Here is a 19,994-nt window from a genome sequence, read left to right as displayed (position 1 = left end):
GGCGCCGGCCGTGGCGTGAATCACCTGATCCACTGGTCACAGCGCCCCTACCTGCCGGTAGATTCGGAGCCTCCGAACGATCAAGTCTGAAACTTGTTCTAGATTAGCGTCCCGGCGTAATCTCGCGGGACAGTGCAGGGAGAAGGGGGCCCAGAGTGACCGCTGAGGCCAGGGAGGCCGGGGCTCCGGAGGACCCCGCTGCCGACGGCTTGCGACCGCTCGACATCGCGCTCCTCACCTACAAAGGGAACCCGTTCTGCGGTGGTCAGGGCGTCTACGTCCGGCACCTCTCGCGCGAGCTGGCCCGCCTCGGCCACCGCGTCGAGGTCATCGGCGCCCAGCCCTACCCCGTCCTCGACGAGGGCTACGACGGCCTGCGCCTGACCGAGCTGCCCAGCCTCGACCTGTACCGCCAGCCGGACCCCTTCCGCACACCCGGGCGCGACGAGTACCGCGACTGGATCGACGCCCTGGAAGTCGCGACGATGTGGACCGGCGGCTTCCCCGAGCCGCTGACGTTCTCGCTGCGCGCCCGCCGCCATCTGCGCGCCCGCCGCGGCGCGTTCGACGTCGTCCACGACAACCAGACCCTCGGCTACGGGCTGCTGGGCGACATCGGCGCGCCCCTGGTGACCACGATCCACCATCCCATCACCGTGGACCGGCAGTTGGAGCTGGACGCGGCGGACGGCCGGCAGCGGCGCTGGTCGGTGCGGCGGTGGTACGCCTTCACCCGCATGCAGAAGCGGGTGGCGCGGCGGCTGCCGTCCGTGCTCACCGTCTCCGGCACGTCCCGCCAGGAGATCGTCGACCACCTCGGCGTCCGGCCGGACCGGATCCACGTGGTGCACATCGGCGCCGACACCGACCTGTTCTCGCCGGATCCGTCCGTGCCGGTCGTCCCCGGCCGGATCGTGACGACGTCCAGCGCGGACGTGCCGCTCAAGGGCCTGGTGCATCTGGTCGAGGCGCTGGCGAAGGTGCGCGCGGAGCACCCCGGGGCGCATCTCGTCGTGGTGGGCAAGCGCCCGGCCGAGGGGCCGGTCGCCCAGGCCGTGGAGCGCTACGGGCTGGAAGGCGCCGTGGAGTTCGTCAAGGGCATCTCCGACGCGGAACTCGTCGACCTGGTGCGCTCGGCGCAGGTCGCGTGCGTGCCGTCCCTCTACGAGGGCTTCTCGCTCCCGGCCGCGGAGGCCATGGCGACCGGGACGCCGCTGCTCGCCACGACCGGGGGCGCGATCCCCGAGGTCGCCGGCCGGGACGGCGAGACGTGCCTGGCGGTGCCGCCGGGCGACTCCCAGGCCCTGGCCGCGGGGCTGAGCCGCCTGCTGGGCGACCCGGACCTGCGGGCACGGCTCGGCGCGGCCGGACGTGAACGGGTCCTGCGCCACTTCACCTGGGCCCGGGCCGCGCAGGGCACGGTGTCCCGCTACCGCGAGGCGATCGAACGGGCCGGGGGACGCACCGCACGCGACCGCTCGCGCGCGTCGGCCCCGGCGGTCTCCGGCCGGGCGGCGCGGGCTGGTTCCCCGGCCGCGGGGGCTGCTTCGGTGTCGGGTGGTGACAGTTCCTCGGCCGCCCGGGAGGGCGGAAGCGACCGGTCGCGCGCGGCGGTTGCGGAGGGTCTCGGCTCTCCGGCTCCGGGTGGCGGCCGCCGGCCGGCCGAACCGGCGGTGCGGGCCGGTTCCCCGGCCGCGGGGGCCGTCCCACCGTCGGGCGGCGACGGTTCCCCGGCCGCCGGGTCCGTGCCGGTGGCCACCGCGGCGGGAGCCGTCTCCTCGTCCCCCACGTCCCCGGCGGGTGCCGTCCCCCCGGCCCCCGCCGATGCAACAGGCGTCAACTCCGAAAGCAGGGCCACGTGCTGACCGTCGACTTCTCCCGGTTCCCGCTCGCCCCGGGCGACCGTGTCCTGGACCTCGGCTGCGGTGCCGGACGGCACGCGTTCGAGTGCTACCGGCGCGGCGCGCAGGTCGTGGCGCTGGACCGGAACGCCGACGAGATCCGCGAGGTCGCGAAGTGGTTCGCGGCCATGAAGGAGGCTGGGGAGGCGCCCGAGGGGGCCACGGCCACCGCCATGGAGGGCGACGCGCTCGCGCTGCCCTTCCCGGACGAGTCCTTCGACGTCGTCATCATCTCCGAGGTGATGGAGCACATCCCGGACGACAAGGGCGTCCTCGCCGAGATGGTGCGGGTGCTGAAGCCGGGCGGCCGCATCGCCGTCACCGTGCCGCGCTACGGCCCCGAGAAGGTCTGCTGGGCCCTGTCCGACGCCTACCACGAGGTCGAGGGCGGCCACATCCGCATCTACCGCGCGGACGAACTGCTGGAGAAGATCCGCGAGGCCGGCCTCAAGCCCTACGGCACCCACCACGCCCACGCCCTGCACTCGCCCTACTGGTGGCTGAAGTGCGCGTTCGGCGTCGACAACGACAAGGCGCTGCCGGTGCGGGCGTACCACAAGCTGCTGGTCTGGGACATCATGAAGAAGCCCCTGGCCACCCGGGTCGCCGAGCAGGCGCTCAACCCGCTCATCGGCAAGAGCTTCGTGGCGTACGCGACCAAGCCGCACCTGCCCCGTCCGGCCGCCACCGGGGCGGACGCCACGTGACGACGCCCCGGACGGAACACCTGGTCCTGCCCGGGGTCCTCACCGCCGGGCAGGCCGCCGAGACCGTCGCCGGCATCCTCGCCGTGCAGCGCGAGGACGGCGCGATCCCCTGGTTCCGCGGCCACCACCTCGACCCGTGGGACCACGTCGAGGCCGCGATGGCCCTGGACGCGGCCGGTGAGCACGCGGCCGCCGAGCGCGCCTACCTGTGGCTGGCCCGGCACCAGAACGAGGACGGCTCCTGGTACGCGGCGTACGCCGACGGGGAGTTCGCCGACGTCACCGACCGCGGCCGCGAGACCAACTTCGTCGCCTACATAGCCGTCGGCGTCTGGCACCACTACCTGTCCACCGGCGACGACACGTTCCTGGAGCGGATGTGGCCGGCGGTGTACGCGGCGGTGGAGTTCGTGCTGCGCCTGCAGCAGCCCGGCGGGCAGATCGGCTGGCGGCGCGACGACGACGGCACGGCGACCGCCGACGCCCTGCTGACCGGCTCCTCCTCGATCCACCACGCGCTGCGCTGCGCCCTGGCCATCGCCGAGCAGCGCGAGGAGCCGCAGCCCGACTGGGAGCTGGCGGCCGGTGCCCTGCGGCACGCGATCCGGCACCACCCCGAGCGGTTCCTGGACAAGAACCGCTACTCGATGGACTGGTACTACCCCGTGCTGGGCGGCGCCCTGACCGGGGCGGAGGCCAAGGCCCGGATCGAGGAGGGATGGGAGCGCTTCGTCGTCCCCGGCCTCGGGGTGCGCTGTGTCGTGCCCAACCCGTGGGTGACGGGCGGTGAGTCCGCCGAACTCGCCCTGGCCCTGTGGGCGATGGGCGAGTCCGACCGGGCGCTGGAGGTGCTGCAGTCGATCCAGCACCTGCGCGATACGGACAGCGGGCTCTACTGGACCGGGTACGTCTTCGACGACGACGCGATCTGGCCGCGGGAACTCACCACATGGACGGCCGGGTCGCTGCTGCTGGCCGTCGCCGCGCTCGGCGGCCACGAGGCGACCTGCGCGGTGTTCGGCGGGGAGCAGTTGCCGACCGGGCTCGAAGCGGACTGCTGCGCCTGAGGGCTCGCGCTCCCCGCGCGGGGAGCACGAGCCCTCAGGACGCCGTCAGTGCCGGTGCACCCGGTTGGCGATGGCGTGGCCCACGAACAGGTAGACCACCGCCGCCAGGCCGTACCCGGCGACGACCCTGGCCCACGCCTCGTCGAACGTGAACAGGTCGTGCGACCAGCCGGCCAGCCAGCGGGCCGCGTCGTGTACGAACTGGACGAAGTCGTTCGCCGGGTTGGCGTCCAGCAGGTACATCAGAATCCACAGGCCCAGGATGAGGGCCATGATGTCGGCTACGACCGCGATGATCGTGCCGGCCTGATTCGCGCCGTTGCGATATCGAGGGGACATAGTCTCCGGATTGCCCTTGAACCCCGGATGAAACCAGGGGAATCGCGCAGGAGTTCACCTCGGCGGGCCTCCACGGGGCCGGTACGGCAACGGCCCCCCGCCCGGGAGGGCGAGGGGCCGCGCGAGAGGCGTGCGGGCTCAGCCGCGCTGGATGCCCGACGTGTCCTGCAGGACACCGCGGCGGCCGTCCTGCGTCTGGGCGACCAGGGCCGCGCCGCGCTGCTCGACCGCCAGGTACCAGGTGCCCGGCGCGAGTTCGGCGATGGGCGTAGGCGAACCGTCCTCCGCGAACAGCGGCCGCGGCACCGGCACCGCGAACCAGAACGGGGAGAAGTCCCCGGCCGGCGGCTGCGGGGCCTGCGCCTGCTGCGGCTGGGGCTGGCCGCCGAACGGCTGCCCCGGCTGCGGCTGGCCGTAGCCGCCGGGCTGCTGGGCGCCCGGGTAGCCGTAACCACCCTGCGGCTGACCGCCGTAGGGCTGCGGAGCGGCCGGGCGCGGGGCCGGGACGAGGGAGCCCTTGAGGGCGGGGACCAGGGGGGTGGCGAGGGCGGCGGCGGCCATCAGCAGCGTGGCGACGAGGGCGAGGATCATGCCGATGCCGGGGCTCGGGGCGCCGGAACCGCCGTTCTCACCGATGTTGTCGAAGCCGCCCGGCACGTCGAAGATGTTGCCCAGCGCGCTCCACGCGGCGAACACCGTGAAGGCGATGCCGAACGGGACGAGTTCCAGCCCCGCGATCTTCGGGGCCTGCGGCAGGCCCCGGCCGACGACGACGAGCGCGGCGCCGATGATCCCGGCCAGCACGACGCTGAACACGACCGGGCCGCTGCCCCACAGGCTGGGGAGGTCGACGCTGTCGGGGACATTGTCGAACGAGTAGAGGTTCAGGAACGACGCGATCAACAGCAACACCGCTGCTCCGATCACCACGCCGTCGCCCCGAGTGAGGGAGCGGATATTCACTTCAGGTCCTTCGTAGGTCGTCTCGTCGTCGGTAGAGGCGTCGCTGTCACCATGTCGCCGTCCGGACTCGGTGTGAAGCGCGGGGGTGGCCCTCATCGTAAGGAGGACACTATCGTCCGCCCGATCAGGGTGTCCGCCGGGATCCGCCGGTCCGCACCTACCCGCGCAGGAAACTCACGATTCCCTCAGAGATCCCTTGCGCCGCCTTCTGTCGCCAGGCGCCACTGGTGAGCAACGCCGCGTCCTTGCTATCGCGCATGTTGCCGCACTCGATGAACACCTTGGGAACCGTTGACAGATTGAGACCGCCCAGGTCCTTACGCGTGACGAGACCGGTGCCGTCGCCGGCGTAGTTGGACGGCGCGCTGCCGGTGACGGCCACGAAACGGCCCGCCACGCGCTCGCCGAGGTCCCGGGACGGGGCGACGATCGCCCGGGTGTCCGCGGCGCCCGCCCGGACCGAGCCGGGCAGGATCACATGGAAGCCGCGGTTGCCGGCGCCGGAGCCGTCCGCGTGGATCGACACCACCGCGTCGGCCTTCGCCTCGTTGCCGATCCGCGCCCGCTCGTCCACGCACGGGCCGTAGGGCCGGTCACCGTCCTGCGTCAGCTTCACCGTGGCGCCCTGCTCCCGCAGGAGCGTGCGCATCCGGTGCGCCACGTCCAGGGTGAACCTCGCCTCGGTGTACCCGTCGTCGGTGGACGTGCCGGTGGTGTCGCACTCCTTGCGGTTGGTGCCGATGTCCACGGGGCGGTTGATCTCGTCCGGGTGCCGGAAGTTGCCCGGGTTGTGGCCCGGGTCGATGACGACGACCTTGCCCTTGAGCGGGCCCGAGGCGGCGGGCGCGGAGGCGCTGGCCGCCGGTGACGGCCCCTTGCCGTCGTCGGTGGGCTCGCCGGGCCCGGTGGGGGTGGTGGGCGCGGCGGACGCGGACGTGCTCGCCCGGTCCCGAGCGCCGCCGTCCCCCGAGCCGCCCACCGTCGCGTAGACCAGCCAGCCGAGCAGCGCGCCCGGCACGAGCGCGGCGAGCGCCACGGTCAGCGGGCCGCGGCGGAAGCGGCGGGGCTGGGGAGGTTCGAAGTCCGGGCCTGCGTACGACACGCAGCCACCCTAGCGGCCGTGGCGGAGGGGAGCGGGCCGGGCGGGGCCGGGGCGGGTGCCCGCTACGCGCCGTTCGCGCCGCCGTCCCCGTGCCGTACCGCCTCCTTCACCCGCGCCTCGACCTCCTGGCGCGGCGTCTGCTCCTGCCGCGCGTACGCCGTCACCGCCGCCTGGACGTCCCGGGCGAGATCGCGCCAGGCGCGCCAGGCGGTCTCCCAGGTGGTGGTCTGCCGGTCGCTCCACGGTGTCCGGGTGGGCGGACCGTAGGCGTCCTGCAGCTCGCGCACGCGGGCGTACGCCTCGTCCGCCGCGCGCTGCTTCTCCACGAGCTCTGCGAAGGTGTGTGCCACGCGCCCGGATCCTTGGGCAGCGCCGCGCGCCCGCCGACGCGCCACGCCGCCCGTGGGCCGACCGGGCGGCGGCGGACGGGGCGCGGTTCACCCGCCCAGCCTCAGACGCCCGGGCCGGTGCGCCGCAGCACCCGCAGCGAGTCGGTCGCCGAGACCTCCGTGAAGGCGCCCGAGGCCAGGGCCCGGAGGTAGACGCGGTACGGGGCCTGGCCGGTGAACTCGTCCCGCGGGTCCGGGAAGACGTCGTGGATGAGGAGCAACCCGCCCTCGGCGACGTGCGGGGCCCAGCCCTCGTAGTCGGCCGTGGCGTGCTCGTCGGTGTGACCGCCGTCGATGAAGACGAGGCCGAGCGGTGTGCGCCAGAACGCGGCGATCTGCGGGGAGCGCCCCACCAGCGCCACCACGTGCTCCTCCAGGCCCGCCCGGTACAGGGTGCGGCGGAACGCCGGCAGCGTGTCCATCACGCCCAGCTCGGGGTCGACGGTTGCCGGGTCGTGGTACTCCCAGCCCGGCTGCTGCTCCTCGCTGCCGCGGTGGTGGTCCACGGTGAGCGCGCTCACCCCGGCCTCGCGGGCCGCGTCGGCCAGCAGGATCGTGGAGCGCCCGCAGTACGTGCCGACCTCCAGCAGGGGCAGCCCCAGCCGCCCGGCCTCCACGGCCGCCGCGTACACGGCCAGTCCCTCGGCCGTGGGCATGAATCCCTTCGCCGCCTCGAACGCGGCCAGGATCTCGGGCTTCGGGGCCGCGGGCATGGGGTTCCTCTCGGTCGTACGACGTTCCGGGCGCCCATGCTGCCGTACCCCCCGCCGGAGCACGACGGGGGGTACGGGAGTGAGCGGGGGTCAGGCGGAGACGGTCTCGCCCGGCAGCGACAGGTCCAGGTCGACCGGCCGGTCGTCGCCGGCGTGGGTCGCGGACGAGGCGAGCGGGCCGTGGCCGGCGGCGCGGGCGGCCACGACGTAGGCGCCCCGCGCGGGGACGGCGAGCGCGTAGCTGCCGTCCTCGGCGGACAGGGTCGCCCCGGCCTGCCGGCCGCCGCGGTCGATCAGGGTGACCCTGGCCCGGGCCACCGGGGAGCCGTCGGCGGCCAGCACCCGGCCGCGGAAGCCGCGCAGAACCTGCTCGGCCCGCTCCAGCGCCGCGTCCTCCTCGCTGCTGGCGCGCAGCTGCGGCTTGCCCGAGGGGCGGCGGCCCGGCAGGAACAGCGCCAGCACCAGGCCCACCGCGACCGCGCCGGTCGCGATCAGGAAGGAGACCCGGAAGCCGTGCATGGTGGGGACCTCGACGCCGCCGACGGTGTGCGCGGTGTCGGCCAGCACCATGCCGATCACGGCGCTCGACACCGACGTGCCGATGGAACGCATCAGTGTGTTCAGGCCGTTGGCCGCGCCGGTCTCCGACGCCGGGACCGCGCCCACGATCAGCGCGGGCAGCGAGGAGTAGGCGAGGCCGATGCCCGCGCCGAGCAGGACCGAGATGACCAGGCTCTGCCAGGCGGCGCTCATCAGCCCGAGGCCGGCCCCGTAGCCGATCGCGATGATCAGCAGGCCGAGGATCAGGGTGACCTTGGGGCCGTACCGCGCGGACAGCCGGGCGTAGACGGGCGCGGTGAACATCATCGTCAGGCCGAGCGGCGCGACGAGCAGGCCCGCGACGACCATCGACTGGCCGAGGCCGTAGCCGGTGGACGTCGGCAGCTGGAGCAGCTGGGGCAGGACCAGCGAGACGACGTAGAAGGAGACGCCGACCATGATCGAGGCGAGGTTGGTGAAGAGCACCGCCGGGCGGGCCGTGGTGCGCAGGTCGACCAGCGGGGCCTTGACGCGCAGTTCCATCACGCCCCACAGCGCGAGCACCACCGCCGCCGCGGCGAACAGGCCGAGCGTGGTGCCGGAGGACCAGCCCCAGTCGCTGCCCTTGGTGATCGGCAGCAGGAACAGCACGAGCCCGGCGGACAGGCCGAACGCGCCCGGCAGGTCGAAGGTGCCCGCGGCGCGCATCGGGGACTCCGGCACGACGAGGAGGGTCAGGGCGATGGAGAGCACGCCGAGGCCGGCGGCGCCGTAGAACAGGGCGTGCCAGTCGCTGTGCTGGGCGACCAGGGCGGCGGCGGGCAGGGCGAGGCCGCCGCCGACGCCTATGGAGGAGCTCATCAGGGCCATCGCCGAGCCGAGCTTCTCGCGGGGCAGCATGTCCCGCATCAGGCCGATGCCGAGCGGGATGGCGCCCATCGCGAAGCCCTGGAGCGTACGGCCGATGATCATGAGCAGCAGGTCGCTGGTGAGCGCGCTGACCAGCGCGCCCACGACCATCACCGACAGGCTGAGGATCAGCATGCGGCGCTTGCCGTAGAGGTCGCCGAGGCGGCCCATGATCGGGGTGGCCACGGCACCCGAGAGGAGGGTCGAGGTCAGGACCCAGGTGGCGTTGCTGGGGGCGGTGTCCAGCAGTTGCGGCAGGTCCTTGATCACCGGGACGAGCAGGGTCTGCATCACCGCGACAACGATGCCCGCGAAGGCGAGCACCGGGACCACGGCCCCGCTCGCTCGGCCGGCGGGACGTTCTGCCGTCGTCTGCGTCATTGAGGGGGGCCTCCAGGCCGGGGGGTTGGCGTGCACGGTTACATGGAGTGTGAACCTTGTATGCGCAGGCAACTATTCCGTTGCTTTGGCACTCTAACGAAATCTTGACCTTCTCTTGGTACGGAGAGGCGGACCCGCCGTGGCCCTAGGCCGTGTCCGTAAAGTCCCGCCTGCCCCGCGACGCCTGGCACGCACTCTCGCCGCACCGAGCGAAGCCCCAAGTACATCCAGTACGCGGGACTCCGCCCGGCGCGCCGAGAGCACGCACCAGACGCCGCAGGGCCCGCCCTCCGGGCGGACGACGGGACTTTACGGACACGGCCTAGGACGAAATCCCGATGCCGGGAGCGTGGGGTGGTTGAGAGCATGACACCCATGGTCGAAGCCGCCGAGATGACCCGCACACCCCGCCGCACCTCGCCCCCCACCTGGCTCGTCGTGGCGCTCACCTGCGCCGGGCAGTTCCTCGTCGTCCTGGACGTCTCCGTCGTCAACGTGGCGCTGCCCTCGATGCGCAGCGGGCTGGGGCTGAGCGAGCAGGGCCTGCAGTGGGTGGTGAACGCCTACGCCATCGCCTTCGCCGGGTTCATGCTGCTCGGCGGCCGGGCCGGTGATCTCTACGGCCGCAAGCGGATGTTCCTCGTCGGGCTCGGCCTGTTCACCCTGGCCTCGCTGGCCGGCGGACTGGCCGTGGCCGAGTGGCAACTGCTCCTCGCCCGGGCCGTGCAGGGGCTCGGCGCGGCCGTGCTGGCGCCCTCGACACTGACCATTCTCACGGCGTCCGTGCCCGAGGGCGCGGCCCGGGCCCGGGCCATAGGCACCTGGACGGCGGTCGGCGCCGGCGGGGGCGCGGCCGGCGGCCTGGTCGGCGGGCTGCTGATCGAGACGCTGTCCTGGCGATGGGTGCTGCTGATCAACGTGCCCGTCGGCGCCGTCGTGCTGTGCGCCGCCGCCTGGTTCCTCACCGAGGGCCGGGCCGGGGACGGGCGGCGCCTGGACCTGCCCGGCGCGCTGTTCGTCACGGCCGGGCTCGGCACCCTCGCCTACGGCATCTCCCAGACCGAGGCGCAGGGCTGGACGGCGTCGGCCACACTGCTGCCGCTGCTCGCCGGACTGGCCCTGATCGGGCTGTTCCTCGCGGTCGAGGCCCGCACGGCGAGCCCGCTGATGCCGCTCGGCCTGCTGCGCCTGCGCTCGGTCTCCTCCGCGAACGTGGCCATGTTCCTGTGCGGCTCCGCCATGTTCTGCATGTGGTTCTTCATGACCCTCTACGCGCAGAACGTCCTCGGCTACACGCCGCTGGAGGCCGGACTCGCCCTGGTCCCCAGCTCCCTCGCCGTCATCCTCGGCTCCAAGCTGGCGCCCCGGCTGATGAGGCCGGTCGGCCCGCGCAACGTGGCGGTGCTCGGCACGCTGGTCGCGGTGGCGGGCTTCGCCTGGCAGTCCACGATGACCTCCGACGGGGCCTACGCGACCGCCATCCTCGTCCCCGGCGTCCTGATGATGCTCGGCGCGGGCCTGGCGGCGACCCCGCTCGCCTCCCTGGCCACCTCCGGCGCGGCTCCCGAGGAGGCCGGGCTGGTCTCCGGCCTGGTCAACACCTCCCGCACCATGGGCGGTTCCCTCGGCCTCGCCGTCCTCTCCACCCTGGCGGCCTCCCGCTCGGCCGGGAGCACCACACCGCGGGCCCTGACGGAGGGGTACGCCCTCGCCTTCCGGGTGGGCGCCGTGGTGCTGGCGGCCGGCGTGGCGCTGATGTGGCTCTGGCTGCCACGGAGGACGAAGCCGGAGGGCTCCTAGACCAGGCGCTCGGTACGGCCGGAGGCGCTCGGCACGGCCGGAAAACCGTCCGTCGCCCGGCCCGCAACGGCCCCTCGGTGGCCCCCGGAGGGTGCGCCGCATGTCTTTCACGGCAGGGGCGGCAGGGCCCGCCACCCATCGCGCGCCCGGGCGCGCGACGGGCCGTCACACGCCTCCCGCCGGACCGCGAAAACCGGCCTGACCTGGTCTTTCGTCACGTGTGCGCCTAGGGTCGGCAGTCGCGGAAGGGGGCCGGATGGACCGGAACATACGCACTGTCGACGACGTACTCGCCCTGCTCGACGGGCTGTTCGCACCCGAGGCCGACCGGTGGTCGCGGCGGGGGGCCGGCTGGTGGGACGGCTTCTACGCCGAACGGTCCCGGCCGGTGCCGTTCTTCGCGGCGAAACCGGACGAGAACCTGGTGCGTCACGTGGAGGATGGGACCGCCGGCCCGGGCCGGGCGCTCGACCTGGGCTGCGGCCCGGGACGCAACGCCCTCTACCTGGCGGCCCGGGGCTTCGAGGTCGACGCGGTCGACCTCTCTCCGGCGGCCCTCGACTGGGCCCGGGAACGGGCCGACGAGACCGGGGTGCGGGGCGTGCGGTTCCACCGCGGGGACGCCTTCGCCCTCGCCGGGACCCGACTCACCGGCCCCTACGACCTCGTCTACGACTCCGGCTGCTTCCACCACCTGCCCCCGCACCGGCGGATCAGCTACCTGGCCCTGCTGGACAGGGTCCTGGCGCCCGGTGGCCTGTTCGGCCTGGCGTGCTTCGCCGCCGGGACGGGCGGCATGGGGTCGGAGGTGCCCGACGCGGACTTCTACCGGGAGGGAGCCGGACTGCGGGGCGGACTCGCCTACACGCCCGAGGCGTTGCGCGAGATCTTCTCCAGCCTCGACGTGCTCGACCTGCGCAGGATGCGCGCCGAGCCGGAGGATTCGGACCGCTTCGGCGAGTCCTTCCTGTGGACCGCGCTGTTCCGGCGTGGGCGGGGAGTGGCCGGGTAGGGGGGCGGGGGGCGGGGGGCGAGCGGGCTCGGCCCGGCCCGCCGAGGCGGTGCCGGTCAGGCGCCGCGGGGTGGGCTAGGTGAGGCGAGCAGGGCGGTCAGGGTGTCCGTGAAGGCCGTCGCCGAGTGGTCGGCGTGTGCGCGGATGCGGGTGGCGACGGCCTCGGCCCCGCCACCCTCCAGCAGCCGCACGAGCCGGTCCAGGTCCCGCTCGCGCCCCTCCGGCCCGTCCCGGCCCTCCTGGGTGGACAGGTAGAAGTCCGTCGCGTCGTACGCCATGTGGAAGACGTGCTTCTTCACGTCGCTCAGCGTCAGGTAGTCGTCGTGCGTCCTCGGCGTCGGCTCGGGCGCCCCGACGCACACCGCCGGGGTGCCGGCGCCCCAGGCGTTGACCGCCAGGTGGTAGGTGTCCGTGACGACCAGCCGGTAGCGCGGCAGCACCGCGAGCAGGTCGCCGATGGTGTACTCGCCCGGGCGGACCGGGATGTGGCCGACCGGACCGGGCACATCCCGGTCGAACCAGGGCAGCCACTCCAGCGGGACGCCCAGCCGGTCGGACAGGACCTGGCAGTGGGCGGGCAGCCAGTCGGGGACCGGGGTGCGGGCGCCCAGGAACACGCCGATGGCTCCGCCCGTCGGCACCGACCGGGACCACGGCGTGGTCGGCAGGTGGTCGAGGTCACCGGGGCGGGACAGCAGCGCCGCGTCCGAGCCGAAGTGGTCGGTCGTACGGTCCCCGCGCAGATGCGCGATCTTCGCCGCCGACAGCGGGTCGCGCACCCAGATCCGGTGGCTGCCCCTGACCAGGCGCGTGAAGAGCGGGCCGTACTCCTTGTCCTCGTAGTCGGACTGGGTGTTGTGCAGGATGGTGCCGCCGTAGCTGAGGGTCCGCGCCAGCAGCTCGTCGGGCTGGTCCGCGAGCAGCAGGGTGCGGTGCAGCAGGCTCCGGGCGGCGTCCCGGTCGGCGGCGATGCCGAAGTCCAGCAGGCGGTTCGTCGCGTCCTGCGCGAGGTAGTGCCGGGTGTGCAGGAAGTCGCCCCAGAAGACGACGGCGTCGTGGTCGCGCAGCGCGTCGAGGTGCTCGGCCAGCGGGTGGAACACGAACGGGACGTCGGTGCCGCGCGCGCCCGCCCGCAGCGGCACGGTCCCCGGCGTGTGCAGCGTGTACCAGGTGGCGTCGAAGGCACCGCCCGCCCGCCGCCGCAGGGACTCGAACGCCAGGTCGACGCTCAGCATGCCGGTGTTGCGGTACCCGATGTTCGGCGCGGTGATGACGGCGACGCGTGCCATGAGCTCCATTTCCCCTAGCGCTTACCGGCGCCGAGCACGTGCGGGTGCGGCCCCGGACCAGCGGCCAACGTACACGCCGGGGCGGGTGGTTCGGCCTCCCGGCCCCTCCGCCCGGTGCCCGCCGTCGGCCCAGTCGGTCACGGCCGCCAGTAGTGACCGTCGGCTCGCATGAGCAGGCGCTCCTCCACCAGGTACCGCCGCAGCGCGGCCACGTCCGGATGGACCTCGCGCAGGATGTCGTTGACCTCGGTCTCCGGGTAACGCCGTCGCGGGGCGAAGAGCGGTACCAGCCCTTCCAGGAACATTCTGCGCTTGCCCTGCTTCGAGGGGACGGGACACGGCGGTGGTGTCGGTCGGACCACGGCTTCGTCGGGCTGATCCGCCCAGGCGAATTCCCAGGCGAGCGGCAGCGAGGCCCCTGTCTGGGCGCAGAAGCGGGGGATGACCGGATCGAGCTCGGTCCGCGGGTTGCTCACGGCGTGCCGGCTTCCGATGCTCGCCCGGTCGGTACGGGCACGTCCTCGGCCGCTGCCGTGGAAGGGGCCTGCGCGCGCGTGCGGAGCCAGCCGATCGAGCCGGCGAGGAAGGCGACCGAGCCTCCGGCGAGGATGCCCCAGCGGGCCCAGCCAGCGGGAACGAGACCCGCCAGGGCGAAGCCGACAGCCACCGAACTCTGCAGCGTCGCTCCGTACGCGGCGCCGACACGGCCCCGCACGTCCGGTGGGCAGTCGGCCATGACATACGTGCGGAGCGCCACGTTCTGCACGGCGTTGGCCATGCCGCCGCACAGAAAAGCGGCCAGCATCAGCGGAACGACCGGGTAGGCGCCGGTCACCAGATAGCTGAGGCCGATGACCGCCGCGGCTCCCACGGCGACGACGGCGGTGGGCCGGCGACCGAGCCGGCCTCTCAGGGCGAACGGCCCCAGTACCAGGCCCACGCTCCAGGTGGCCAGCAGCACGCCGTAGACGGCCGTGCCGCCGGGGATCTCGTCCGCGAAGAAGGGCAGCAGCACGTTGACGACCGAGGTCGCCGCGACGGTGACCGCGATGGTGGCGAGCGTGGTCCGGCGCTGTGCCCCCGCCCAGAGAAGGGCCAGGCCGACCCGCAGGCCTCCCGCGGTCTTCCCCGCAGTCCGCGGTCCGTCAGTGCCGGGTTCGTCCGTCACGGCGTCGGGGGCATCGGCCGTCTGCGTACGATCCCGGGCCGCCCTGACCAGCCAGCGGCTGATCACCGGCACGGCCAGCAGGGCGAAGGCGAAGGTGCCCGCGTCGACCGCCAGAGCCAGCCCGGTACCACCATGCGCCGTCAGCAGGCCCACCAGCAGCGGGCCGACGATGTACCCGGCGTTGCGTACCGACTCCATGAGGCTGTTCACCCGCAGCTGTGCGTCGGAGGCCGGGAACAGCTCCGGCACGAGTGCCATCACGCAGGTCTGGGCCACGGCCCCGAGGGCACCCAGCAGCAGCATCGTGGCGATGAGCAGCACCGCGCCGTCCGCGACCGCGGCGGCGGCCGCCGCGATCAGGCACTCCAGGGCCAGGGTCACGCCCAGGACCGCGTCCGCGCGGAAGCGGTCGACGATCCGCCCGATGGGGCCGCCCAGGGCGATGCCCGGAACCAGGCCGGCGAGCATCTGGGCCGACACCACCGATGTCAGGCCCGTGCGGTCGGCACCGCGCAGGGCCAGCGCCACCATGGCGACCTCGTCACCCACTGTACTGACCAGCAGGGCCGCGATCACCAGGAGTGCCGCAGCCCGGCCCTGTCGCAGGGATGTCACCGGAGCGGCTCCTTCAGCGTGTGTCCCTGCGTGGCCACGGCGCGGCGGCCGTCGGTGAGCAGCCGCTCTTCATGGTCCCGCGTCATCTCGTCCACCCGGGCGGTGCGGTCGTCCAGGGAGGCGTCCTCGGGCAGGGGGAGGAAGGGCCCTGTGCCGACGAGCTGTGTCCGGTCGCGGTCCGTCTCGGCGCCTGCCACAGAGACCGGGTGGGGCAAGGGGGGACACTCCTGTACTCGGGCCGCGACGCGCGGCGGTTCGACGGTGCACTCGGCCGAGCCATCAGTGGCGCGCTGCGCCGCAGCGGTCGGCTGGGGCAGCCAGAGAAGCTCGGTACCGAGGGAGGCCGCCGCGATGACATGATGCCGCATCAGATCCTCAAGTGGCAGGCGCAGTTGCTTCTGCCGCAGCCGGCACCGGGCCGACAGCTCCGCAGCCGTCGCCCGCCGGCCGCGAGCAGCCACAGGAGCCGAATTCCTGCGAGGTCTCGTGATTCAGGTTCATGAGATCTCACTGCAGTGGTCGTCCACGGTGGTCGTCTCCACGGTGGTCGTTCCCACGGTGGTCTTTTCCTACGACGATCAGGAGCCCCATGCCCGTCGACGCAGCCAAGGCGCTTGCCGCCGGATCCCGGGCCGGTGGGCTCTCCTGGCGTCGCAAGGACGTGCAGCTCTACCACCTCGGCATCGGCGCCGGCGTCCCCGCCACCGACCCCGACGAGCTGCGCTACACCCTCGAGTCCCGGCTGCACGTCCTGCCCAGTTTCGCCACCGTCGCGGGCGGCGGGAAACCCGGCGTGACCTTCGGACTGTCCGTGCCCGGCGTCGACGTCGATCTCGCCCAGGTCCTGCACGGCGGTCAGAGCCTGGTGATCCACCGGCCGCTGCCCCCGACGGGCACCGCCAGCGCGACCCGCCGGATCGTCGCCGTGTACGACAAGGGCGAGGCGGCCGTCCTGGTGCTGCGCACCGTCGTCACCGACGCCGAGGGCCCGCTCTGGACCGACGACGCCCGGATCTTCGTCCGCGGCGAGGGCGGCTGGGGCGGCGACCGCGGCCCCTCCGCCCGCCTCGAACCCCCGGCCGGCGACCCCGACCGGACCGTCGAACGCCCGGTCCGCGAGGACCAGGCCCTGCTCTACCGCCTCTGCGGCGACTACAACCCCCTGCACGCGGACCCCGAGTTCGCCCAGCGCGCCGGGTTCGAGCGGCCCGTCCTGCACGGCCTGTGCACCTACGGCATGACGCTCAAGGCGGTCGTCGACACGCTGCTCGGCGGGGACGTCACCCGGGTCCGGTCGTACACCACCCGGTTCGCCGGGGTCGTGTACCCGGGGGAGACGCTGCGGATCCGCATGTGGCACGCGCCGGAGTCCACCCGGGTCGCCGTCGGCGCCGTCGAACGCGGGGACGCCCCGGTTCTGGCCGACACGATCGTCGAACACACCTGAGTCCAGTACGCCGCCGGACGAAGAACCGCCCCTCCCGCCGGGTGGCGGGAGGGGCGGTGCGCAGTCCGGTGACTGATGTGCCGTCAGGCCACGCTCACGGCCTGCTCGGTCTCCGCCACCGGCTTGCGGTGGCGTCCGCGCGGAGCCGTCTCGCCGTCGTGCGGGGAGACCTCGCCACGGTGCCGGCCGTGGCCGGCGGAGGTCTCCTGGACGTCGGCGGTGTGCGGCTGGTTCTTGCTGGCGTCGCTCATCGGATGGATTCACCCCGTCAACATGATCTTTTTTCAGCCGGGTGAGTCTAACCGGCGCCCCTCGCCCCGGATCCAGGCGGCCGCGCCAACCGGCACTAGTTCGTTACAAGGCGTCCCAGCGGGGCCTCCTGGAGGGGCACCGGCCGTGCGGCCGAGGGCGCCGGAGGCGGTCCGGGCCGCTCCGGAAGCGGGGGTGCGGGGAATGCGGGGAAGGGGGTCGTCGTGTCCCCGCCGGCCGCGTGCGGGGACACGAGGCCGGGTCTCAAATCCGGATGCGGATGCGGATGCGGATGCGGATGAGGGTGTGAGTGTGAGTCGGGGGGCGGTGGCGTGGTGCCCGGTGCCCGGTCGGTGGGGGAGGGTGCGAGGTCGGGTGCCGGTTGGGTGGGGGAGGGTGGGAGGCCTGGCGGCGGGTCGGTGGTGCCCAGCGCCGGTCCGGTCGGGGAGGGCGCGTGGCCGGGGGCCGGCGGGGTGGGGGTGGTGTCCGGGTCCGGCAGGGCGGGTGCGGGTGGGCGCAGCCGTGCCACCCCGCACGGCACCGCCTCCGTCGCGTACGGCAGCCGCAGCACCCCGTCCGCCGTCCACAGGCCCGTCCCCGTCAACCAGCCCTCCGGCGCGGGCAGATGGTGCACCCGCCGCTCGGCCGGCCGCCACACCCCCACCCAGCTGCCCGCGGGCCCGTCGACCCGCAGCGCCACCGCGCAGCTCTCCGGCGTCAGCACCTGCCCCGGCTGGATCGCGAACGGCGTGACGGAGCAGTCCCGCAACCGCAGGCACTCCGGGAACCGCACCGGCAGCGTGCTGCCCAGCACGCCCCAGCCGAGCCGCTCCTGCCCCGGCGAGGGCGCGTCGGAGCGGACGATCAGCAGGCCGCTGTCGTGATCGGCGAGCAGCAGCCGGTCGTCGCTGTCCGCGGCGATCTGCAGCAGCGGCGACACCTCGCCGCCGCGCTCCAGGTCCACCACGACCGCCTTGGTGCGCCCGCCCGTCTCCCGGTCCAGGGCCAGCAGCCGCCCCGCGCGGTCCAGCCAGACCCCGCCCGAGCCGCGGCCGGGCAGCTCCGCCACCCGCTCGGGCCCGAAGGCGCCGCCCGCCACCAGCCACACCGACGTCGAGCGCGGGCCGACCGCCAGGGCGTACGCCTTCTCCCCGCAGGGCGCGGGCGGCAGCAACCGCAGCCGGGCGCGGTCGTCATGGCACTCGACCGCGCCCAGCGGCAGCTCCCCGGTGCCGGGCCCGGTCGGGTACAGCAGCGAGAAGGCGTGCCGCCCGGCCACCCGGCGGTGGATGAGGACCCGCCCGTCACCCATCGGCTGCACCTCCGTGCCCGGCTCCTCCGGCTGGTTGCGGGGCAGGGGCACGGCGTAGGGCTCGGGGCCGTCGAGGGTCCAGCGCTCCGGGAACCAGGCGTCACCGGCCGACGCGAGGCGCGCGCCGTAGGCGCCGTCCGCGCTGAGCGTGCAGCCGGCCGGCGCGGCACCGTCCCCGTCCCCGTGTCCCGCCGAAGGCTCGATCGCACAGGCAGTCATCGTTCGGTCACCTCCAGTGACGAACGTAGTTTTCGCACGAACAGGCGGGGAATTCCCTGGCGCCCCACTTCACACATAAGGGTGTTCCAGGAACGATTCGCCTGAAGGGAAGGGGCCGTGTGTGCTGAGCGGGGCGAGCGCGGGCCGGCGGAGGCGGTGGCGGTTCAACGCCACAGATCAGGCGGGTAGCCTTGCACCCGTGCCCCGTCTGTCTGAAGTCATCGCCGCGCTGGAGAGCCTGTGGCCCGCCGAGCGGGCCGAGTCCTGGGACGCGGTCGGCACCGTCGCGGGCGACCCGGACCAGGAGGTCACGCGCGTGCTGTTCGCCGTCGACCCGGTCCAGGAGATCGCCGACGAGGCGGTGAAGCTGGGCGCCGACCTGCTCGTCACCCACCACCCGCTCTACCTGCGCGGCACCACGACGGTCGCGGCGTCGCACTTCAAGGGCCGCGTCGTGCACACGCTCATCAAGAACGACATCGCGCTGCACGTCGCCCACACCAACGCCGACACCGCCGACCCGGGCGTCTCCGACGCCCTCGCGGGCGCCCTGGGCCTGAGGGTCACCGGGCCGCTCGTGCCGGACCCGGCCGACCCGGAGAGCCGCCGCGGCCTGGGCCGGGTCTGCGCGCTGGACCACCCGCTGACCGTCCGCGAACTGGCCGCCCGCGCCGCCGAGCGGCTGCCCGCCACCGCGCAGGGCATCCGCGTCGCCGGCGACCCCGAGGCGCTCGTGCGCACGGTCGCCGTCAGCGGCGGTTCCGGCGACAGCCTCTTCGACCGGGTGCGCGCCGCCGGCGTCGACGCCTTCCTCACCGCGGACCTGCGCCACCACCCGGCATCCGAGTTCATGGCGGACCGCGCCCACAGCCCTCTCGCGCTGCTCGACGCGGCGCACTGGGCCACCGAGTGGCCCTGGTGCGAGCTGGCCGCGAGCCAGCTCGACGAGATCTCCGACCGCAACGGATGGGACCTGCGCGTCCACGTCTCCAAGACGGTCACCGACCCCTGGACCGCCCACGCGGCCTCGACCACTTCTGACCCCCTGGGAGCCCCGAACTGAACGCCGCGCCCGCCGACCAGATCCGCCTCCTCGACCTGCAGGACCTCGACGTCCGCCTCCAGCAGCTGGCCCACCGGCGGAAGTCGCTGCCCGAGCACGCCGAGATCGAGTCGCTGACCAAGGACCACACCCAGCTGCGCGACCTGCTCGTCGCCGCGCAGACCGAGGAGAGCGACACCGCCCGCGAGCAGACCAAGGCCGAGCAGGACGTGGACCAGGTGCGCCAGCGCGCCACCCGCGACCAGCAGCGCCTGGACTCCGGTGCCGTCACCTCCCCCAAGGACCTGGAGAACCTCCAGCGCGAGATCGCCTCGCTGGCCAAGCGGCAGGGCGATCTGGAGGACGTGGTGCTGGAGGTCATGGAGCGCCGGGAGTCCGCGCAGGAGCGGGTCGCCGAGCTGACCGAGCGGGTCTCCTCCGTCCAGGCGAAGATCGACGACGCGACCGGGCGGCGTGACGCGGCGTTCGAGGAGATCGACGCCGAGGTGGCCACCGTCACCAAGGAGCGCGAGGTCGTCGCCGGGTCCATCCCCGCCGACCTGCTCAAGCTCTACGACAAGCTGCGCGGGCAGCAGGGCGGCGTCGGCGCGGCGAAGCTGTACGCGCGCAGCTGCCAGGGATGCCGGCAGGAGCTGGCCATCACGGAGCTGAACGAGATCCGCAAGGCGGCGCCCGACACGGTGGTCCGCTGCGAGAACTGCGGCCGCATCCTGGTGCGCACGTCCGAGTCCGGTCTGTAGCCCTCGTTCAGTCGCTGGTCGCTGGTCGCTGGTCGCTGGTCGCTAGTCCCTAGTTCAGTCTCTAGTCCT

General features: G+C 73.7%; 20 protein-coding genes. 8 read left to right on the top strand and 12 right to left on the bottom strand.

The genetic code is table 11. The features are described from left to right. Positions 1–155 precede the first annotated feature (155 nt). Genes ACIGAN_RS22590 through ACIGAN_RS22580 form a run of 3 tightly spaced genes read left to right on the top strand, consistent with a single transcriptional unit; the run spans position 156 to position 3,675 of the window. Positions 156–1,865, top strand: coding sequence for a glycosyltransferase family 4 protein (locus ACIGAN_RS22590; RefSeq protein WP_399859931.1), 1,710 nt, complete (start codon positions 156–158; stop codon positions 1,863–1,865). Further along, a complete protein-coding gene (locus ACIGAN_RS22585) occupies positions 1,859–2,608 on the top strand; it encodes a class I SAM-dependent methyltransferase (RefSeq protein ID WP_365086994.1) in 750 nt (249 codons plus the stop codon). The genes ACIGAN_RS22590 and ACIGAN_RS22585 overlap by 7 nt, the downstream gene beginning before the upstream one ends. Next, positions 2,605–3,675 carry a prenyltransferase gene (locus ACIGAN_RS22580; protein WP_399859928.1) on the top strand — a complete coding sequence of 357 codons (1,071 nt, stop codon included), beginning with the start codon at positions 2,605–2,607 and terminating at the stop codon, positions 3,673–3,675. Before ACIGAN_RS22585 ends, ACIGAN_RS22580 begins: the two co-directional genes overlap by 4 nt. 45 nt (positions 3,676–3,720) lie before the next feature. Here the strand turns inward: ACIGAN_RS22580 and ACIGAN_RS22575 are convergent, their stop codons facing one another. The 6 genes from ACIGAN_RS22575 to ACIGAN_RS22550 form a co-directional block, all read right to left on the bottom strand. Beyond that, positions 3,721–4,014 carry a hypothetical protein gene (locus tag ACIGAN_RS22575; protein WP_309094054.1) on the bottom strand — a complete coding sequence of 98 codons (294 nt, stop codon included), beginning with the start codon at positions 4,012–4,014 and terminating at the stop codon, positions 3,721–3,723. Between the two features lie 138 nt (positions 4,015–4,152). Then, on the bottom strand, positions 4,153–4,977 hold the full coding sequence (locus ACIGAN_RS22570) for a hypothetical protein (RefSeq protein WP_365737685.1): 825 nt from the start codon (positions 4,975–4,977) through the stop codon (positions 4,153–4,155). A 157-nt stretch (positions 4,978–5,134) separates the two neighbouring features. Next, positions 5,135–6,079 (bottom strand): N-acetylmuramoyl-L-alanine amidase, encoded by a 945-nt coding sequence (locus ACIGAN_RS22565; protein ID WP_399859924.1) that lies wholly within the window; start codon positions 6,077–6,079, stop codon positions 5,135–5,137. A gap of 62 nt (positions 6,080–6,141) precedes the next feature. Beyond that, positions 6,142–6,429, bottom strand: a complete 288-nt coding sequence (locus ACIGAN_RS22560; protein ID WP_399859922.1) for a hypothetical protein — start codon at positions 6,427–6,429, stop codon at positions 6,142–6,144. Positions 6,430–6,530: 101 nt separating this feature from the next. Then, complete coding sequence (locus tag ACIGAN_RS22555; protein ID WP_365086984.1) at positions 6,531–7,181, bottom strand: class I SAM-dependent methyltransferase; 651 nt, start codon at positions 7,179–7,181, stop codon at positions 6,531–6,533. A 90-nt stretch (positions 7,182–7,271) separates the two neighbouring features. After that, on the bottom strand, positions 7,272–9,011 hold the full coding sequence (locus tag ACIGAN_RS22550) for an MFS transporter (RefSeq protein WP_399859919.1): 1,740 nt from the start codon (positions 9,009–9,011) through the stop codon (positions 7,272–7,274). 366 nt (positions 9,012–9,377) lie between these two features. Between ACIGAN_RS22550 and ACIGAN_RS22545 the strand changes: the two genes are divergently transcribed. Both ACIGAN_RS22545 and ACIGAN_RS22540 read left to right on the top strand, forming a co-directional pair. Then, complete coding sequence (locus ACIGAN_RS22545) at positions 9,378–10,811, top strand: MFS transporter (protein WP_399859916.1); 1,434 nt, start codon at positions 9,378–9,380, stop codon at positions 10,809–10,811. A 256-nt stretch (positions 10,812–11,067) separates the two neighbouring features. Continuing rightward, the gene (locus tag ACIGAN_RS22540) at positions 11,068–11,823 is read left to right on the top strand and encodes a class I SAM-dependent methyltransferase (RefSeq protein ID WP_399859914.1); all 756 of its coding nucleotides are present in this window, start codon (positions 11,068–11,070) and stop codon (positions 11,821–11,823) included. Between the two features lie 56 nt (positions 11,824–11,879). Here ACIGAN_RS22540 and ACIGAN_RS22535 read toward each other — a convergent pair whose 3' ends face one another. From ACIGAN_RS22535 to ACIGAN_RS22520, 4 genes are all read right to left on the bottom strand, one after another. Then, the gene (locus ACIGAN_RS22535) at positions 11,880–13,112 is read right to left on the bottom strand and encodes a polysaccharide pyruvyl transferase family protein (RefSeq protein ID WP_399859911.1); all 1,233 of its coding nucleotides are present in this window, start codon (positions 13,110–13,112) and stop codon (positions 11,880–11,882) included. A gap of 137 nt (positions 13,113–13,249) precedes the next feature. Continuing rightward, positions 13,250–13,588, bottom strand: coding sequence for a DUF2087 domain-containing protein (locus ACIGAN_RS22530; RefSeq protein WP_399859909.1), 339 nt, complete (start codon positions 13,586–13,588; stop codon positions 13,250–13,252). Next, positions 13,585–14,895, bottom strand: coding sequence for an MFS transporter (locus ACIGAN_RS22525; protein ID WP_399859906.1), 1,311 nt, complete (start codon positions 14,893–14,895; stop codon positions 13,585–13,587). The genes ACIGAN_RS22530 and ACIGAN_RS22525 overlap by 4 nt, the downstream gene beginning before the upstream one ends. Continuing rightward, a complete protein-coding gene (locus tag ACIGAN_RS22520; protein WP_399859904.1) occupies positions 14,892–15,092 on the bottom strand; it encodes a hypothetical protein in 201 nt (66 codons plus the stop codon). Before ACIGAN_RS22520 ends, ACIGAN_RS22525 begins: the two co-directional genes overlap by 4 nt. Before the next feature lie 392 nt (positions 15,093–15,484). Between ACIGAN_RS22520 and ACIGAN_RS22515 the strand changes: the two genes are divergently transcribed. After that, entirely contained in the window at positions 15,485–16,342 is an 858-nt protein-coding gene (locus ACIGAN_RS22515) for a MaoC/PaaZ C-terminal domain-containing protein (protein ID WP_399859901.1), read from the top strand. 83 nt (positions 16,343–16,425) lie between these two features. Here the strand turns inward: ACIGAN_RS22515 and ACIGAN_RS22510 are convergent, their stop codons facing one another. Then, a complete protein-coding gene (locus ACIGAN_RS22510) occupies positions 16,426–16,593 on the bottom strand; it encodes a hypothetical protein (protein ID WP_365737701.1) in 168 nt (55 codons plus the stop codon). A gap of 95 nt (positions 16,594–16,688) precedes the next feature. Continuing rightward, positions 16,689–18,122: a hypothetical protein gene (locus tag ACIGAN_RS22505; RefSeq protein ID WP_399859898.1), complete on the bottom strand. Its 1,434-nt coding sequence runs from the start codon at positions 18,120–18,122 to the stop codon at positions 16,689–16,691. A gap of 199 nt (positions 18,123–18,321) precedes the next feature. Between ACIGAN_RS22505 and ACIGAN_RS22500 the strand changes: the two genes are divergently transcribed. Then, entirely contained in the window at positions 18,322–19,185 is an 864-nt protein-coding gene (locus tag ACIGAN_RS22500) for a Nif3-like dinuclear metal center hexameric protein (protein ID WP_399859895.1), read from the top strand. Continuing rightward, entirely contained in the window at positions 19,182–19,925 is a 744-nt protein-coding gene (locus ACIGAN_RS22495; RefSeq protein WP_399860094.1) for a zinc ribbon domain-containing protein, read from the top strand. The genes ACIGAN_RS22500 and ACIGAN_RS22495 overlap by 4 nt, the downstream gene beginning before the upstream one ends. The last annotated feature ends 69 nt before the right edge of the window (positions 19,926–19,994 follow it).

It is taken from the genome of Streptomyces sp. NPDC085931, from assembly GCF_044540565.1.
Taxonomy (GTDB): domain Bacteria; phylum Actinomycetota; class Actinomycetes; order Streptomycetales; family Streptomycetaceae; genus Streptomyces.
The sequence above is the reverse complement of the archived record's forward strand: the minus strand, read 5'-3'. Positions and strand labels throughout refer to the sequence as shown.

Excerpts from the sequence above, each read along its gene's own strand:
- ACIGAN_RS22575 (WP_309094054.1), bottom strand. The coding sequence starts at position 4,014 with ATGTCCCCTCGATATCGCAACGGCGCGAATCAGGCCGGCACGATCATC.
- ACIGAN_RS22555 (WP_365086984.1), bottom strand. The coding sequence starts at position 7,181 with ATGCCCGCGGCCCCGAAGCCCGAGATCCTGGCCGCGTTCGAGGCGGCG.
- ACIGAN_RS22550 (WP_399859919.1), bottom strand. The coding sequence starts at position 9,011 with ATGACGCAGACGACGGCAGAACGTCCCGCCGGCCGAGCGAGCGGGGCC.
- ACIGAN_RS22545 (WP_399859916.1), top strand. The coding sequence starts at position 9,378 with ATGACACCCATGGTCGAAGCCGCCGAGATGACCCGCACACCCCGCCGC.
- ACIGAN_RS22540 (WP_399859914.1), top strand. The coding sequence starts at position 11,068 with ATGGACCGGAACATACGCACTGTCGACGACGTACTCGCCCTGCTCGAC.
- ACIGAN_RS22535 (WP_399859911.1), bottom strand. The coding sequence starts at position 13,112 with ATGGCACGCGTCGCCGTCATCACCGCGCCGAACATCGGGTACCGCAAC.
- ACIGAN_RS22515 (WP_399859901.1), top strand. The coding sequence starts at position 15,485 with ATGCCCGTCGACGCAGCCAAGGCGCTTGCCGCCGGATCCCGGGCCGGT.
- ACIGAN_RS22510 (WP_365737701.1), bottom strand. The coding sequence starts at position 16,593 with ATGAGCGACGCCAGCAAGAACCAGCCGCACACCGCCGACGTCCAGGAG.
- ACIGAN_RS22505 (WP_399859898.1), bottom strand. The coding sequence starts at position 18,122 with ATGACTGCCTGTGCGATCGAGCCTTCGGCGGGACACGGGGACGGGGAC.